Below are 16553 nucleotides of genomic sequence, written 5' to 3' on the forward strand. Positions count from 1 at the left end.
GTTCATCGCGCTGCGCGCCCGACCACGTCGTCGAGATCGGTGCGGTAGGAGTCCGGTAGCGGCCGACGGACCAGCTCCCGAGCCTCGTCGGTCGGGATTCCGAGGCCGCGCAGGAGATCCGCTGTCATCCGGTCCACCGCCACCGCGTCGTCCCGTTCGGGGTGCTCCATCAGCAGTCTCCCCATGGCAAGCAGGGCGCCGGCTACCAGCGACAGGGCCAGTTCGGGGTCGTCGACGTCGAACCTGCCGAGTGCGGCGCCGGCCCGGATGTCGCGCAGGCAGCGCGGCGCCAACCCGCGTCCGGACGTGTCGTACCGCGTCCCGGCGTTGAGCAGAACGCGTGTGAGCTCCGGTTTCACTCGGAACAGACGCCCGGTCAGGCGGAAGGATTGGGTGAACATCTCGACGGGGTCGCGGAGGTCGCCCGTCAGGCTGTCGAGGTAGTCGCCCACGTCGTCGAGCGCGGTGTTCACCGCCGCCTGGAACAGCTCTTCCTTGCTGGCGAAGTGGTTGTAGAACGAGCCCATGCCGACGTCGGCCGCATGGGTGATTTCGAGGACCGGGGCGGTGACGCGGCCGTCTGCGATGAATGTCTGCGCCGCGGTGACCAGCGCGGCGCGAGTGCGCGCCTTCCGTCGTTCCAACCGGTTGACCTCCGTCACGGCCCCAGGGTACCGCTCGCCGGCATGTCTGACGATTTCATCAGAAACCTTGACTGCGTGGTCGATCATGGGTGACGATATCGTCAACTGAGAGGTGCGTCGCCATGAAGAGCACAGTGCCGCGGTACCGCGAGAACATCTACTCGCGTGACGCGATCCTGAACCCATACCCGCATTACGCCGAACTGCGGGAGCTGGGACCGGTGGTGTGGCTGCCCCGTCACCGCGCGTACGCGGTGTCGCGTTATGCGGACTGCAAGACCGTGCTGCTCGACGACGACACGTTCGTCTCGGGCCACGGAGTCGCGCTCAACCCCGTGGCGAACCGACTGGGTCGCGGCACCACCTTGAACAGCGACGGCGACGACCACGCACTCAAGCGATCGGTGCTCGCCCACCGGTTGACACCGAGGGCGCTACGAACGATGACCTCGGCGGTCGAGGACAAGGCCGAACAGGTCGTCGAACGCGCGCTCGCACGGACGGTGGTGGACGGTGTGGACGACGTGGCCACCGCCTTGCCGATGTCCATCGTGCCCGACCTGGTGGGGTGGCCGGTCGACGGACGTGACGATCTGTTGCGTTGGGCCGGTGCGACATTCGATTCCCTCGGCCCGATCAACCGGCAGTCCGTCACCGCAGCGAAAGCGGCCGCGGAAATGCTTGCCTATTCGAAACGCGTGGTTCGCGAGCGATCCGTCCTGCCGGGCAGTATGGGGGACGACGTACTGAAAGCGGCCGACGACAACACGATTGCCCCGTCGCAGTGCCCTGCCCTGATGATCGATTACCTGGGGCCGTCTCTGGACACCACCATCGGTGCCATCTCGGGTGCGCTGCATCTGTTCGCGACGCACCCCGACCAGTGGCACGCGGTCCGCGAGAACCCTGCTCTGATTCCCAACGCGATCAACGAGGTGGTGCGCTTCGAGTCACCCATCCGCGCGTTCTCGCGGCGGGCGGTGACAGACGTGGAGATCGACGGCACGTTCGTTCCGGCCGGCACCCGTGTGCTCGTCATCTACGCGTCGGCCAACCGGGACCCGAGAGAATGGGACCGCCCGGACTCCTTCGACATCACTCGCGACGCCGCGAAGCAACTCGGATTCGGTTCCGGCGCACACGGTTGCGCCGGCCAAGGCCTGGCACGTCTGGAAGCGAAGTCGATCCTGACCGTGCTGGCGCGCCGTGTGGAACGCATCGAACTCGCGGGCACTCCGACGCGAGCGATCAACAACATCATCCATCGTTTCGAACAGCTGCCACTGAGATTGGTTGCAGCAGAGGGGAAAGAACAATGAAGGTTGCAGTCGACTGGGAACGTTGCGAGGGTCACGGACTGTGTGCCGAACAGGCACCGGACGTGTTCAGCCTCGACGACGAAGGTGAACTGATCTACCCACTGGAGAACGCGGAGATCCCGGACGATCAGGTGGCCTCCGCACGTTCCGCGGTCGGCTCCTGTCCGGTGGCCGCGCTCCGTGAAACATTGTGAGCACCAACGGTATCGTCGTCGTCGGTGATTCCATCGCGGGATGCACAGCGGTGCGGGAGCTACGCGCACTGGGCCATCACGGGACCATCACCATGGTCGGTGCCGACGCGGACGGGTGTTACGCCCGCCCACCCCTGTCGAAGCATGTGCTGAAAACCGGTACGGACACGAGCGACGCCTGGGATCTGACCGACCTGAAGGTCGACACGGTTCGCGGACCCGCCACCGCACTCGACACCGATGCGCGCGAGGTGATTCTTCACGACGGTGGACGAGTGCGCTACGACGCCCTGATCATCGCCACCGGGGCCGGCGCACGACGCATCGCATCACCGGGGCGGACCGGCGAACTGGTGTTGCGCACACTCGCCGACGCCCGCACCCTGAACTCGCGCCTGGAGTCCGCTCGGTCCGCGATCGTCGTCGGCGCAGGCTTCCTGGGTATGGAGATCGCCAGTGTGTGTGCAGCTCGGGGTATCCCGGTCACGGTGGTCGACGTCGACGCCCCGCTGGAACGTCTGCTCGGGCCGTTCCTCTCGACGGCCATCACAGGTCGGGCGCGATCGTCTGCCGTCGACATTCGGCGCGTCGACACTCCAGTCGAGTTGATCGGCGACCCGGTCGACGGCATCAGGACCTCCGACGGTGACCTCCACGCGGACGTCGTCGTGACCTGCGCGGGCGAGGTACCCACGACCGAGTGGCTCGACGGGACCGCGGTCGGTGACCACCGTGGTATCGGTATCGACGAGCGTTGCACCACAGCGGTTCCGGATGTCTACGCGGCGGGTGACGTTGCGTATCTGCAGGGCTCGGCCGGCCGCACGCCCTTCTGGTCCAGTGCCGTAGCGCAGGGAAAGGTGGCCGCGGCGTCGGCCCTCGGTGTCGAGACGACGGTTGCGCCGTCGGACGACTACTTCTGGACCGAAGTGTTGGGCCTGTCTGTCAAGGTGGTCGGACCGCTCCCGCTGATCGGTGAGCCCACCGTGCTCGAGGGATCGGTCGACGACGGTTCGGCACTGCTCGAGTGGACCCACACCGACGGACCAAGAACTCTGGTGACGTACGGCATCAAGAAGTCGGTGGGATTGCTTCGACGGATGGCAGCCGAGGAGGGGACGCGGCCGTGAGACCGTTGCCGAAGATGCTCGTCGATGCCGGGGTTGCGTTCGCACGCATCTACAACCGGTTGGAGATCCGCAACTGCGGTGCGCTCCCGGGCGGCCCGGTGTTGTTCGTGGCCAACCACGGGTTCGGCGGCATCGTCGACCTGAACCTGCTGGCGGTCGCTGCCGCGTACGACGAACTCGGCGACGACCGTGACGTCGTGACCCTCACGCACGCCATGGCGTGGAAGCTGGGAATCGGCCGGGTCATCGAGGAATTCGACGCGCGACCCGCCGGGCACGACACCGCGATGAAGGCCATCGGCGACGGTAAACACGTGTTGGTCTTTCCGGGCGGCGACATCGACGCGATGAAGCCGTGGTCCGACCGCAACAAGGTGTTGTTTTCGGGGAGAAGCGGTTTCGCGCAACTTGCGTTGGAGGCGGGTGTCCCCATCGTGCCGATCGTCACGGCCGGCGCAGGCGAGTCGCTGTACGTGCTGAGCAACGGCAAACGGCTCGCCGAACTGATCGGTGCGAAGAAACTGCTGCGCCTGCATTCGCTTCCGGTGTCGGTCTCGGTGCCGTGGGGACTCAGCGTCGGTCTGGCCGGGCTCCTGCCGTATCTCCCGTTGCCGACGAAGCTCGTCACCACGATCCTGCCTACGATGGTCCCGCACGAGGGCGAGACCGCCGAGGAATTCGCGGAGCGAGTGCACGCCGTGATGCAGGACGAGATGACGGCGTTGACCAGTGGACGACGGCCCGTCGTCGGGTGACATCAGCAAGGGGGAGCGGTGCCGCAGACAATATCGGGTACGACCAGTGGGGATCTTGTCGTCACCGAAGCCGACGGATTGATTCACGCACGCGGTGTCCCTTACGCAACGGCAGCTCGGTTCCGAGATCCCGTACCGATCGACTCCGCCGGGCGAACGCGAGACGCCACCCGCCGCGGCGCCGCGTGCATCCAGCTACCCTCCCGCCTCGACAACGTGACGGGACCGATCGTCGACGGACTCGAGCAGAGTGAGGACTGTCTCGTGCTGTCCGTGACCGCTCCCGTTCGTGCGCAGGCTCTTCCGGTGATGGTGTGGCTGCACGGCGGCGGCTACGTGTCCGGCAGCGGTGAATCTCCGATGTACGACGCCGATCTGCTCGCCGGAGAAGGCGTGGTGGTGGTGCGTGTCGGCTTCAGGCTCGGTGGTTTCGGCTACCTGACCCCGGATGGACTGGGAGACAGCAACGTCGGAGTCCAGGACCAGATCGAGGCACTTCGGTGGGTGGCAGCGAACATCGGACTGTTCGGCGGTGACCCCGACACCGTGACCGTGTTCGGTCAGTCCGCAGGCGGCGACGCCGTCCTGTCGCTCCTCGCGTGCCCGGACGCCGTCGGCCTGTTCCGTCGGGCGATCGTGCAGAGCGCTCCCCTGGGCCTGCGGTCCGGTCGAGCTGCACTGTTCGACACGGCGCGAACAGCGTTCGCGGCACACTTTCGAACCGATCCGGTCGCGGCCCCGGCGTCGGACGTTCTCGACGCGGAATCGGCGGTGACCCGAGCGGTCCGACGCTTCGGCGCGGCGGGCGGAATGCCCTTCGGTCCGGTCGCCGGCCGTGTGCCGCTCTCGTCCGACCCCGACGAGGCGTTGCTTGCGAGCGCACGACGGGTCGAGCTGCTGATCGGGCACACCAAGGACGACGCCGCGCCGTTCGTGGACATCGTCCTGAGTACGTTGCGGCTGAACAGGTTCGGTTCGGTCAGCCGATTGTTCGCGACTCCCGCCGTGGCGGTGGTCACGAAGCTCCTGTTCGGGGTGGACGACGTCGTGAGCATGTGGCGCCGAGCGGGTGGCCGTGTCGCGACGTACCGCGTCGACTGGTCACCGAAGGCAGGCCCCCTCGGCGCCTGCCATTGCATCGAGCTCCCGATGCTCTTCGGCGATCAGTGGGCCGACGCGCCGATGCTTGCCGGTCAGATGCCGCCGGCCGCGCTTGCCGCACGTATGCGCAGGACCTGGGCGGCGTTCGCGCGCAATGGCGTAGCGGAGGTGCCGGAGCGGTCGACGTTCTGACCGACTCCGGACACCGGGTCACGCAGGCAGCGGATCCGCGCTGGGCAACAGCCGGACGAGCACGTCGGACATGGTGACCACGCCCACCACCTCGCGGTCGTCACGCACCACCGCGAGGTGGTTGCGCGTCTCCCGCATCTCGGTCAGTGCGACGTACACCGGCGTGGCCGACTGCAATTCGAATGCGGGACGGACGAATTCATCGACCGGACGACCGCTGTCCGCTTCCAGAGTGTCTCGAACGTGGACGACGCCGACGACATCGGACCGGCCGCGCACCAGTATCCGAAGATGCCCGGTGCGGAGCGAGGCGTCACGGACGTCGGCCACGGTGGCCGATTCGGACACGGATGTCGGCGCGGAGTCGGCCCGCACCAGATCCGCCACCGTGAGCTTCTGCAGTTCCAAGGCGCTGCTGATCTGGTCGGAGTAGCCGCGGTCCAGCGAGCCCACGCTGACGGAGTGCGCAACCAATTGCTCGAGGTCGTCCGGATTCTGCCCGGAGACAACCTGATCGGCCGGCTCGATTCCCGCTCTGCGGAGCAGCGAGTTCGCCATCGAGTTGAGCGACACCAAGATCGGGCGTGTGAAGAACATGAACGCGCGCATGGGCAGAGCCAGCATGGTGGCCGACTTCTCGGGATGCGCGATGGCCCAGGACTTCGGGGCCATTTCCCCCACCACGAGATGCAGGAAGGTCACGATGATCAGTGCCAACACGAAACCGAGAACGTCGGATGCCCAGTACGGAAGTCCGATCGTCTCGAACAGCGGGCGTAGCCAGTAGTGCACGGTCGGCTTGGTGAACGCACCGAGCGCCAACGTGCACAACGTGATTCCGAGCTGGGAGCCGGCGAGCAGGACGGTCAGTTCGGTCGAACTGCGCAGTGCGGCGCGGGCAGACCGGCTGCTGGCCGCGGCATCTTCGAGGCGGTGCCGCTTGGCGGCGAGCAGCGCGAACTCCACGGCAACGAAGAACGCGCTGAGCGCGATCAGGCCGATCGTGACGACCAGGAAGACCCAGATGTTGCTCATCGGCTCGGCTCGCTTTCGGATTCCGCGAGAACGGGATTCGCGTCGTCCGGCTGACGCTCGCCGATCTCGAGGGTCACGACGGACGGAACATGGTTGTCGATCTCGCGAACGACGATGGTGAGGTATCGCTGGACCGGCTCGTCGTGAACCGCGAGGTGACCGTGGTCGATCGGTAGGTCGACCTCGAGGACGTCGCCCGGATCGGGAAGGGCACCGTGCACGCTGATGGCCAATCCGGCAATGGTTTCATAGTCGCCTTCGGGGAGATCGTGGCCGATCGCTCGTTCGACCTCGTCGAGGTGCACGTCTCCGGCCACCGTCCATACTCCGTGCTCGTCCTGTGCGGGCTCGGTGACACCGGTCTCGTCGTGCTCGTCGGTGATCTCACCGACGAGCTCCTCGGCCAGGTCTTCGATGGTGACGACGCCGGTGAAGGAACCGTATTCGTCGATGACACACGCCAATTGGTTCTTCGACGACCGCAGCTCGCCCATGGTGTCCGGAAGCATCTGCGATTCGGGGACCACCAGGGCGTCGCGCGAGAGCGTCGAGACGGGGGCGTCGTCGGGCAGGTCGGTCGCCAACACGTCGCGCAGGTGCACCACACCTTCGATGGAGTCGTCGGCCTCGAGAACGGGGTAGCGAGAGTGCTCGACGCTCATCGAGGCCCGCACTTCGGCGACGGTCGAATCTGCGCGGACCGTCGCTACCTTGGATCGCGGAATCATCGCGTGACCCGCTGTGCGCGTGGGGAAATCGAGGATGCGGTCCAGCAGGGTCGAGAGCTCCTCCGGAAGGTCGCCGGTGTCGCGGCTCTCGGCGACGATGTGCTCGAGGTCGCGGGCAGTGGCCGAGTGCTCGACGTCGTGCACGGGCTCGATCTTCAGGGCCTTCAACAGAGCGTTCGACGACGCGTCGAAGATGCGGATGAGCCAGCCGAAGAGCTTGAGGTAGATCGTCGTGGACAGCGACAGCCACCGCGCGACCGGCTCGGGACGGGCGATTGCGAAGTTCTTCGGAAACAGTTCGCCGAAGAGCATCTGCACGAACGTCGACACGACCAACGCGGTGATCGCGCCGACGGCCAGGCCGAGTCCGCTGGGAATGCCGATGCCGCCGAGCAGGGTGCCGAGCGATTCGCCGATGAGTGGCTCGGCGAAGTTGCCGACGAGCAGACCCGTCACCGTGATGCCGAGCTGAGCACCGGACAACATGAACGACGTCCGCCGCGTCACCGACAGTGTGCGGGTGGCAACGGCGTCACCGGCCTTCGACCGGGCTTCGAGCCGTGACCGGTCGACACTCATGTACGCGAATTCCTGCGCCACGAAGTATCCGGTGCCGACGGTGATGCCGATGACGACGACGAGGCCGAGCAGGAGGGTGAGGAATGCGCTCACCATGAGCCGGTCACCGCCCTGGTTGCAATGGTCGTTGCAAGGGGAGCCGTGACCGGCCCGGGTTTGTCGCTGTCCATTCGTCCTCAGTTTGTGGTGGGTGTTTCGCCCGATTCTACCGAACGAATCGGCATGGTCCGGTCACTGACCGGCGAGGGCCTTGCGGATATCTCGTTTGAGGATCTTGCCCGCCCCGGACATGGGCAGGCTGTCCACGAGATGGATGCTGCGGGGGACCTTGTAGTTGGCGATGAGGTCCCGGCAGAACTCGCGGAGTTCGTCGAGTTCGAGGTCTGCTCCCGACGTGGGGACGATGGTGGCGTGGACTCGCTCGCCCCACCGGTCGTCGGGAACGCCGACCACGGCCACCTGCGCTACCGACGGGTGCTTGGCGACGGCGTTCTCCACCTCGATCGAGTACACGTTCTCGCCACCGGTGATGATCATGTCCTTGATGCGGTCGACGAGGAAGACGTAGCCGCGATGGTCGAGGTACCCGGCGTCGCCTGTGTGCATCCAGCCACCGCGCAACGCGGCCTCGGTCTCGGCCGTCCGGTTCCAGTACCCCGTCATGACGTGGTCGCCGCGCACGACGATTTCGCCGACGTCGCCGGCGGGCAGCTCCACGTCGTCGAGATCGACGATTCGCAGTTCCGAGTGCACAGCCGGTCGGCCGCACGACCGGGCCAGCGACGGATCGGAGTGGTCGTCGGCCGTGAGAAGCGTTGCGACCGGCGCTAATTCGGTCATACCGTAAGCCTGGGTGAATCGCGCCCCGGTGAACGTCGCACGCGCCTTGGCGAGGACCGTCTCGGAGATGGGCGATGCGCCGTACATGATGTGCTGCATGCTCGACAGATCCGCTCCGCCCGCCTGCGGGGAATCCACCAGCATCTGAATCATCGTCGGAACCAGCAGAGCGTCGGTGACACGATGAGCCGCGATGGCGTCGATCACGCCTGCCGGCGTGAACGACGGAACCATCACATGCGTTGCGCCGGTCAGGTTTCCGACGTTCCACGCGGCGATGTCCGCGAGATGGAACATGGGAGCTGCGTGCAACAGGACCCCACCTCGGCCCAGCATGTCCGTGGTGACCATGCTGCCCATGGCCGAGGTCAGGCACGCTCGGTGGGAAAGCATCACACCTTTGGGCTGTCCCGTGGTTCCACCGGTGTAGAACACGCCGTAGAGGTCGTCGTCCCGGCGACCGGCGTCGGGTGCCGGGTCGGATTCGGTGACGAGTTGTTCGTAGTCCAGCATTCCGTCGGGGACCGGTCCGTCCCCACAGAAAATCACCGTATCGAGCTCTGGGGCTTGCCTTTTCAGCTCCGAAACCACCGGCGCGAACGCGTCGTCGACCAGCATGATCGTCGTGCCGCAGTCACGAAGCGAGTATGCGACCTCCCCTGCGCTCCACCGGACGTTCACAGGATTGACGGCCGCACCCGCCCAGGGGACGGCCATCAACGCTTCGTGATAGCGATCGCTGTTCAACGCGAAGATGCCGACGCGATCCCCGCCAGCGACCCCGAGAGCGCGCAATGCCCCCGCCATACGCGCCACGCGATCGATGGTGTCGCCGACCGTGCGCATCCGATTACCGAAGATCGTCGACGGCCGGTTCGGGTCGCGCTGCGCCGCGTTGTGCAGTGATTGCGTGATGTGCATGGCGCTCAGTGTCCTCGCGGTCGGCGCCGGTGGGTCCGAAATCACGATCGTTGTACGGTCGTACCGCGCCACGACCGAGTGGCGGGTTCGCGAGTACGAGGAGATCCCCGTGGCCCTACGCCGACGGTTGTGTGCACTGGTTCTGGCGGCGGTGCTGACCCCCGCACTGTTCGCGTCGCCCGCCTCGGCGGTGACCGGCGACGTCGGGGACGTCGTCTCGGTGAGCGACCTTCCCCGAGACCTGTGGATCCCCGGCGCCGCCACGGCCGAACTGCTGACCTACGTCACCACGGACACCTTCGGGAAGAAGGCGCTCAGCACCGGCACCGTGTTCGTCCCACCCGGTACGGCCCCGGCCGGCGGTTGGCCGGTCATCTCCTGGGCGCACGGCACCTCCGGACTCGACGACTCGTGTGCACCGTCGAAGGTCGGACCGGCCGACCCGGCCCGTGACTTCCCGTACCTCGCGAACTGGCTGAAGCAGGGATATGCCATCGTCGCCAGCGACTACGCCGGTCTCGGGACCCCCGGCCTGCAGGCCTACCTCGACGGCCGCTCGACCGCTCACAACGTGGTCGACATGGTCAAGGCCGGTCGCAACCACGACGCGTCGCTCTCGCGTTCCTGGGTCACCGTCGGGCAGTCCCAGGGCGCCGGCGCGGCGATCTACACCGCCCGTTACGCCACCGAATTCGGTGGTCCGGACCTCGACTACCGCGGCGCCGTCGGCACCGGAACCCCCGCCTACATCGAGAAACTCGTCTCGATAGGCGGTCCCAACACGCCTCCGATCGCGCTCCCCGCCGGGTTGACCGCGTACGTCAGCTACATTCTCGCCGCGCTGCGATACGCGCATCCGGAGCTCGGCGTCGACAGCATTCTGACCCCGACGGGCAAGAAGTTCGCCGCATTGGCCGAGACGACGTGCGTGTTCGATTTCGAGGAGCAGATCGAGGGAACCAAGGTCGGCGACTTCTTCTCCGCGCCGGTCACCAGCCTCCCCGACTTCACGAGCGTGCTCGACGACTACATGGCCATGCCCGAGTCGGGTTTCGACAAGCCGTTCTTCATGGGGCACGGATTGCTCGACACGGACGTTCCGTTCCCCACCACCGGCGCCTACGTCGCGCGCCTGACTGCCAATGGTCAACCGGTGACGTTCGAGGCGTACGACGCCGACCACAGCGGAACGTTCGTGCGGTCGCAGGCGGACACCGTTCCGTTCGTGAAGAGCCTGTTCGGGTAGGCGCTTCTCGGGGGTTCGGAAGGATCGACCGTCCGCGGTTGTTGACATGAGGGATGAATGATCTCCTCGCCGCCCCCACCAAGATCTGGACCCCCGCACGCGTCCTGATCACCCGCTCCGCGTCCGAGCTCCCGCACACCGCGGAGATCGTCCGGCGGTGCGAAGCGGCGGGCGTGTCCGAGATCGACGTCATGCCGGGGGACCGCCTGACCGGACTGCGCGGGGAATCCGAGCGTCAGACGTACGCGCGGGCGAAGACGACCCTGGCCGTGGTCGTCGCACCCGCGAGCGTGCTGAAGCCGCAGCCGATCCCGCCGAGTGCCGATTGGCGCATCGACCTCGCGAAGGGATGCCCGGCGCACTGCCAGTACTGCTATCTCGCCGGATCGCTGTCCGGGCCGCCGATCACTCGGGTGTTCGCCAACATCGACGACGTGCTCGCCGGCATCGGAACGCACGCGGGTCGCGGCAACATCACCTCCGGTACCGCGGAGCGCGGTCACGAAGGCACCACCTTCGAATTGTCTTGTTACACAGATCCGCTCGGGATCGAGCACGTCACCGGTTCGCTGGCCGAGGCCATCGCCCGCGTCGGAGCCGGTACCTACGGCGACGACGTGTCCCTGCGCTTCACCACCAAGTTCGACGACGTGACCGAGCTGCTGACCCTCGACCACGGCCGGCGCACCCGAGTTCGCCTGTCCGTCAACGCAGATGACATCGCCCAGCGGTTCGAGGGCGGAACCGCCCGAATGCCGGCGCGTATCGAGGCGCTCCGCAGACTGGCGCTCGCCGGATACCGGGTGGGGCTGACGATCGCCCCGATCATGCCCATTCCGCAGTGGCGCGACCAGTACGGACGTCTGCTCGCCAACGTCGCCGCTGCGCTGCGGGACGTTCCCGATCTCGATCTCACCACCGAGATCATCACCCACCGATTCACGCCGTCGAGCAAGGACGTCCTGCTGAGTTGGTACCCCGGCACCAAACTGGAGATGGACGAGGATGCGCGAACGGCGAAGCGCAACAAGTTCGGTGGAGTCAAGTACGTGTACCCGAAGGACACGATGTCGGAGATGCGGACCTGGTTCGTGAACGAACTCGAATCGGTACTGCCGGAGTCGCAGCTGTTGTACTGGACCTGAGACTCGTACGCTGACTGCGTGTCCTCGAACGAGAGCGTGTCCTGGCTGACGCTGCCGTCCCACCATCTGTGGCTCGACAACGAATCGAGTCGACTGCTGAACTTCGGGTCGTCTCTCGACCACCCCGCCGGTGGTGCTGCCTGGCTGGACGACCGCGGATATCCTGATCCGTCTCACTCCGCCCTGACCTACGTCACGGCGCGAATGTCGCACGTACAGTTTCTCGGTTCCCTCCTCGGGCATCCTGGTGCCCGCCGTCGGGCCGACCGAGTGTTCGACGGATTGCTCACCACCCTGCGGGACGCCCGGCACGGTGGGTGGTTCGAGTCCAGTGACGACGCGACTGCGTCCGACCCGACGGGGCCCGACGCGGTGAAATCGGCCTACGCGCACGCGTTCGTGGTGCTGGCGGCATCGGCCGCGACCGCGGCGGGCCACCCTCGCGGACGCGAGATTCTCACCGAGGCGCTCACGACGGTAGAGGAGCGGTTCTGGGACGACGAGCACGGAATGTGTTCGGACACATGGAACGTCGACTGGTCGGAACTGGATCCCTACCGCGGCATCAACGGCAACATGCACATGGTCGAGGCGTTGTTCGCGGCCGTCGACGCCGGCGCGGCCACGATCTGGCGGGAGCGCGCGCTGCGCATCTGTGCCAACGTGTGCGGCTGGGCGGAGAACAACCAGTGGCGCATCCCGGAGCACTTCACGCCGGATTGGATTCCGCTGCTGGAGTACAACTCCGACGACACGACCAATCAGTTCAAGCCGTACGGCGCCACGGTCGGTCACGGATTCGAGTGGGCGAGGCTTCTCGTCCAGACCGGTGTCGACGATTTCGTCCCTGCGGCACAGTCGATCTACGACCGTGCCGCGCTCGACGGCTGGCAACCCGGCCCGACACCCGGATTCGTCTACACGACGGATTGGTCCGGCCGACCGGTGGTGACCAGCCGCCTGCACTGGGTTCTCTGCGAAGCGATCGCAGCTGCCGCCACCTTCGCCCGCCTGACGGGAGACACCCGGTACGAGAACGACTATCGGATCTGGTGGGACGTCGCCGCCGAGTATTTCGTCGATCACGAGAACGGGTCCTGGCACCACGAGCTCGACGAGCACAACGCATCGGCGAGCACGGTGTGGAGCGGCAAACCCGATATCTATCACGCAATTCAGGCGACGTGGATCAGTCGGTACGCTCAGCGGTCGAGCCTCGTGGCCACTCTGACGACTACCACTCCACCGGACCGTGGCGGTCGATGAACCGACCGGTTCCGTGTCCGGGTCCCTCCGTGGCCAACTGCACGACCGCGTCCGTTCCCTCCGTGACGGTTTGCGGTCCACTGTTGCCGTTGAATTCTGTTGCGGTGTAACCCGGATCGGCTGCGTTGATTCGAATGTCGGTGAGCGCCTTGGCGTATTGAGTGGTCAGCATGGTCAGAGCCGCCTTGGACGAGGTGTACACCGGCTCGGCGAAGCTCGATTCGACTCGGGACGGATCGTGGGTGACGGAGAACGATCCCATGCCGCTGCTCACGTTCACGATCGTCGGGTCCGGCGATCGGCGGAGCAGGGGAAGAAACGCGCCGGTGGTGCGCACGACGCCCGCGACGTTGACGTCCAGAACGGCGAGAAGCTCGTCGGCCCGCATCTCCTCGGCGCCGCGATGCGGACCGGCGATACCGGCGTTGTTCACGAGCACGTCGACCACTCCTTCGTGGTCGAGGACGTCGGCCGCCGCCGCGTCCACGGACTGCTGATCGGTGACGTCGATCCGAACGAAGCGCGCTCCGAGTTCGTCGGCAGCGGCGCGGCCGAGCTCGGGATCGCGTGCTCCGAGAACGACGGTATGGCCCTGGTCGATCAGTCGTCGTGCGGTCTCGTAACCGAGACCCTTGTTTGCTCCGGTGATGAAGGTGATTGTCATGACTTCATCGAACGCTCGGTTCGGCTACTGCACCAGAGACGGGTCGACGGTAGGAAAAGCGGTACCACCCTGCGGGCGCGGACGTGACGCACACTGGATCGGTGATTGCTTCGACGAACGGCCTCGGCGCGACGATCCGTTCGTGGCGCGACCGCTTGTCGCCCGCGGCGGTGGGTCTACCGCCGCGCAGCTCGCGCCGTGCGGCCGGCTTGCGTCGCGAGGATCTCGCGGACCTCGCGGGTATTTCCGTCGACTACGTGGTGCGGCTCGAGCAGGGACGGGCGACGTCGCCGTCGGCTCAGGTGGTCTCCTCCCTGGCCCGTGCACTGGCGCTCACCCGGGACGAGCGTGACCACCTGTTCCGTCTGGCCGGGCACATCCCACCCGCCGACGGCGCGATCTCCGACCACATACCGCCGGGGGTGCGCCGGGTGGTCGGTCGACTCGGTGACGCCGCGGCGGCGGTGTTCTCGGCGGACTGGCAGATGCAGTGGTGGAATCCGGGGTGGGCCGCCCTGTTCGGTGACCCGTCCGCGATTCCGCCGGCCGAGCGCAACTTCGCGCGAGACAACTTTCCCGTCGACGGTCGCACCCCGAGCTTGTCTCGACGGCTGGTCGAGTCCACCGGCGGCGAAGCTGCGGTCCGCACAGCCGTCGTATCGGACCTGCGACGGGCGACGGGGCGGTTCCCCGGGGACACCCGGCTGAACGCTCTGATTCAGGAGTTGAGCACCGGCAACGACGACTTCGCACAGCTGTGGGCTGCGGGCATCGTCGGTGCACACCGCGAGGACCACAAGACGGTGCATCATCCGTCGGTGGGTCCGATCGCCGTCGACTGCGACGTGCTGACGGACGGGGATTCGGAACTCAAGATCGTGATCCTGACCGCGGAACCGGGCAGCGAAGACGAGACGAAGTTGCAGTTGGCGATGGTTGCGGGATCGGTGGTCGGCGCCGCTACCGGTGGATCACTGCGTCACGAGGAATGACGAGCGTCCGCGGGCGGCACGCCGAGAGCGAGCAACGCCACGTCGTCCTGCAACCCGTCGCCGAACGAGGTCAGCACGCCGATCAGATCGTCGACGACTCGCGCCGCGGTGGTCGGGGCCGCAGCGTCGGCGAACTCGAGTAGCGCGCCGGTGTCGTCGTACCGGATGCGGCCGGGTCCGACGTGCGCTTCGGTGAGACCGTCGGTGTAGAGCAGGAACGAGTCGCCAGGGGCGAGCGTCAACTCCGCCGAGCGAAAGTGCGGATCACTCAGGGCGCCGACGAGTTGACCGCCGACGGTGTCGACGTACGCCGCGGTGCCGTCCGCTCGCAGGTGCAGCGCAGGTGGGTGTCCACCGCTGGCGAGACTGATGACCGCGCCGTCGTCGGTCGGCGTGATCGTGCCGTAGACGACGGTGCAGAATCGGGGGTCGTCGCCCCGAAACTCGTGGTGCAGAACAGTATTCAGATTGTGCAGAACACTGACCGGATCGCGGTCGAACACCGCTGCCGCGCGCAGCGTGTAGCGGGTCAGCGATGTCACCGCAGCGGCTCCCGCACCCTTGCCGCTGACGTCCCCGAGGAAGAACCCCCACGTTTGCGGGTCGAGAGGAAACACGTCGTAGAAGTCGCCGCCCACTTCGTCGTCGGATGCGTGGTGGTAGTACGCGGAGATGTCCATCCCGGTGGGGGCGGACAGAACCGGCGGCAGCAGGGTGCGTTGGAGCGTGGTGGCGAGGATCTGCACCTGCGTCCGTTCGGCCTCCGCGCTCTTGCGGGCACCTTCGGACTCCTCGAGCGCATCGCGGGATCGATAGAGAGCGTTCTCGGCAATCGACTGCGCGTTCTCGGCGTCGTCGCGGGCGTCGATGAGGTCCTGTTCGCGAATGCGGTGGGCGGTCGCCGCATGAAAGGTCACCCGGACTACGGGTCCTTCCGGCTCGACGCTTCGGTTCGCCATCAGGAGAACACTGAGGGTGGCGCCTGCCCCGACGTGCATCTCGGCCGTCGCCCCGGTGGGGATGTCGGTGTCGGCGTCCGAGCCGGCGGCGAGCAGAGCGGTGACCATGGCGCGGCTGGACGCGGTGAACAGGTCCTGCGCTTCACGTCCGACGATGTCGAGGGCCGCGGCGCCGACCACGCGGCACAACGTGGCATTGACGTAGGTGATCGTGTTGGTCCCCGCATCGACGACCAGGAACCCGGCGGGGGCGGTGTCGAGGTAGCGCGTTGCCTCTACGCCGTCGAGGCGGACGCGCGGTGGCACGTTGTCGCTTGGGCTCACATCACTGTTTCGCACGAAGTCACAGTCGTTTCTACCAAATTCGAGTACCGCGTGGGCAATCGGCGACGGATCACGTACCCGATGCGTAGTGGTCGGCGGGCAAGTTCCAGGTCAAGGTCACCAAGGTTCCGGTGCCGCCGTCGTGATGGACGTCCACACTGTCGCTGATCGCCTCCGCCAGGCGCAAGCCGCGTCCCCGATTCGGCGTCGGCCCGTGCTCGAGCCACGTGCCTGTATCGGCGATCGTCACGACGAGGACCGGTCCGTCGTGCACGGCGGTCAACGACATTCGGCCGGGGCCGGAACGACCGACGAACGCGTGCTCGACGCTGTTGGCCATTGCCTCGTAGGCGGCCAGGACGACGTCGACCGAGATGGCCTTCAGTGCTCTGGACTCGAGCCAACTGGACAGCCGACGACGTAGGGCACCGGCGGCGTCGGCGGTGGCGTCGTCCTCGTAGGACCATCGCGACGCAGTTGCGTGAGTCGGGTTCGTGTTCACGCGGGAACTAGCGACAG

Annotated in this window: 16 protein-coding genes; 9 read left to right on the plus strand and 7 right to left on the minus strand. The window is 66.6% G+C overall.

The features are described from left to right. Positions 1–2: 2 nt before the first annotated feature. Positions 3–662 carry a TetR/AcrR family transcriptional regulator gene (locus tag IEW02_RS18500; protein WP_229746147.1) on the minus strand — a complete coding sequence of 220 codons (660 nt, stop codon included), beginning with the start codon at positions 660–662 and terminating at the stop codon, positions 3–5. A gap of 104 nt (positions 663–766) precedes the next feature. Between IEW02_RS18500 and IEW02_RS18505 the strand changes: the two genes are divergently transcribed. Genes IEW02_RS18505 through IEW02_RS18525 form a run of 5 tightly spaced genes read left to right on the plus strand, consistent with a single transcriptional unit; the run spans position 767 to position 5335 of the window. Beyond that, complete coding sequence (locus IEW02_RS18505; protein ID WP_188546361.1) at positions 767–1963, plus strand: cytochrome P450; 1197 nt, start codon at positions 767–769, stop codon at positions 1961–1963. Then, positions 1960–2157, plus strand: coding sequence for a ferredoxin (locus IEW02_RS18510; RefSeq protein ID WP_188546362.1), 198 nt, complete (start codon positions 1960–1962; stop codon positions 2155–2157). The genes IEW02_RS18505 and IEW02_RS18510 overlap by 4 nt, the downstream gene beginning before the upstream one ends. After that, positions 2154–3287 carry an NAD(P)/FAD-dependent oxidoreductase gene (locus tag IEW02_RS18515; RefSeq protein WP_188546363.1) on the plus strand — a complete coding sequence of 378 codons (1134 nt, stop codon included), beginning with the start codon at positions 2154–2156 and terminating at the stop codon, positions 3285–3287. Before IEW02_RS18510 ends, IEW02_RS18515 begins: the two co-directional genes overlap by 4 nt. After that, positions 3284–4042, plus strand: a complete 759-nt coding sequence (locus IEW02_RS18520) for a 1-acyl-sn-glycerol-3-phosphate acyltransferase (protein WP_229746148.1) — start codon at positions 3284–3286, stop codon at positions 4040–4042. Before IEW02_RS18515 ends, IEW02_RS18520 begins: the two co-directional genes overlap by 4 nt. Positions 4043–4060: 18 nt before the next feature. Next, positions 4061–5335, plus strand: coding sequence for a carboxylesterase family protein (locus tag IEW02_RS18525; RefSeq protein ID WP_188546364.1), 1275 nt, complete (start codon positions 4061–4063; stop codon positions 5333–5335). 18 nt (positions 5336–5353) lie between these two features. On the opposite strand, the gene IEW02_RS18530 is transcribed toward IEW02_RS18525, so the two are convergent. The 3 genes from IEW02_RS18530 to IEW02_RS18540 all read right to left on the minus strand — a co-directional run bounded on the left by IEW02_RS18530 (position 5354) and on the right by IEW02_RS18540 (position 9438). After that, complete coding sequence (locus IEW02_RS18530) at positions 5354–6370, minus strand: hemolysin family protein (RefSeq protein ID WP_188546365.1); 1017 nt, start codon at positions 6368–6370, stop codon at positions 5354–5356. Then, positions 6367–7770, minus strand: a complete 1404-nt coding sequence (locus IEW02_RS18535) for a hemolysin family protein (protein ID WP_188546622.1) — start codon at positions 7768–7770, stop codon at positions 6367–6369. The genes IEW02_RS18530 and IEW02_RS18535 overlap by 4 nt, the downstream gene beginning before the upstream one ends. A 138-nt stretch (positions 7771–7908) precedes the next feature. Beyond that, positions 7909–9438, minus strand: coding sequence for an acyl-CoA synthetase (locus tag IEW02_RS18540; protein ID WP_188546366.1), 1530 nt, complete (start codon positions 9436–9438; stop codon positions 7909–7911). 103 nt (positions 9439–9541) lie between these two features. Between IEW02_RS18540 and IEW02_RS18545 the strand changes: the two genes are divergently transcribed. The 3 genes from IEW02_RS18545 to IEW02_RS18555 are packed head-to-tail and all read left to right on the plus strand — an operon-like array spanning position 9542 to position 13095. Continuing rightward, positions 9542–10684 carry an alpha/beta hydrolase family protein gene (locus IEW02_RS18545; RefSeq protein WP_442978704.1) on the plus strand — a complete coding sequence of 381 codons (1143 nt, stop codon included), beginning with the start codon at positions 9542–9544 and terminating at the stop codon, positions 10682–10684. Between the two features lie 53 nt (positions 10685–10737). Next, on the plus strand, positions 10738–11829 hold the full coding sequence (locus IEW02_RS18550; RefSeq protein ID WP_188546368.1) for a spore photoproduct lyase family protein: 1092 nt from the start codon (positions 10738–10740) through the stop codon (positions 11827–11829). Between the two features lie 18 nt (positions 11830–11847). Continuing rightward, a complete protein-coding gene (locus IEW02_RS18555) occupies positions 11848–13095 on the plus strand; it encodes an AGE family epimerase/isomerase (protein ID WP_188546369.1) in 1248 nt (415 codons plus the stop codon). Here IEW02_RS18555 and IEW02_RS18560 read toward each other — a convergent pair. Next, entirely contained in the window at positions 13064–13759 is a 696-nt protein-coding gene (locus IEW02_RS18560) for an SDR family NAD(P)-dependent oxidoreductase (protein WP_188546370.1), read from the minus strand. The two genes, IEW02_RS18555 and IEW02_RS18560, sit on opposite strands and share 32 nt — an antisense overlap. 101 nt (positions 13760–13860) lie before the next feature. Here IEW02_RS18560 and IEW02_RS18565 point away from each other — a divergent pair, with 101 nt between their 5' ends. Next, positions 13861–14751 (plus strand): helix-turn-helix transcriptional regulator, encoded by an 891-nt coding sequence (locus IEW02_RS18565; RefSeq protein ID WP_229746150.1) that lies wholly within the window; start codon positions 13861–13863, stop codon positions 14749–14751. Here the strand turns inward: IEW02_RS18565 and IEW02_RS18570 are convergent. Together IEW02_RS18570 and IEW02_RS18575 are read right to left on the minus strand one after the other, a co-directional pair. Beyond that, a complete protein-coding gene (locus IEW02_RS18570) occupies positions 14739–16016 on the minus strand; it encodes a PP2C family protein-serine/threonine phosphatase (protein WP_371829974.1) in 1278 nt (425 codons plus the stop codon). The two genes, IEW02_RS18565 and IEW02_RS18570, sit on opposite strands and share 13 nt — an antisense overlap. A gap of 88 nt (positions 16017–16104) precedes the next feature. Continuing rightward, entirely contained in the window at positions 16105–16536 is a 432-nt protein-coding gene (locus IEW02_RS18575) for an ATP-binding protein (RefSeq protein WP_188546371.1), read from the minus strand. Between the last annotated feature and the right edge of the window lie 17 nt (positions 16537–16553).

The organism is Rhodococcoides trifolii (assembly GCF_014635345.1).
Taxonomy (GTDB): domain Bacteria; phylum Actinomycetota; class Actinomycetes; order Mycobacteriales; family Mycobacteriaceae; genus Rhodococcoides; species Rhodococcoides trifolii.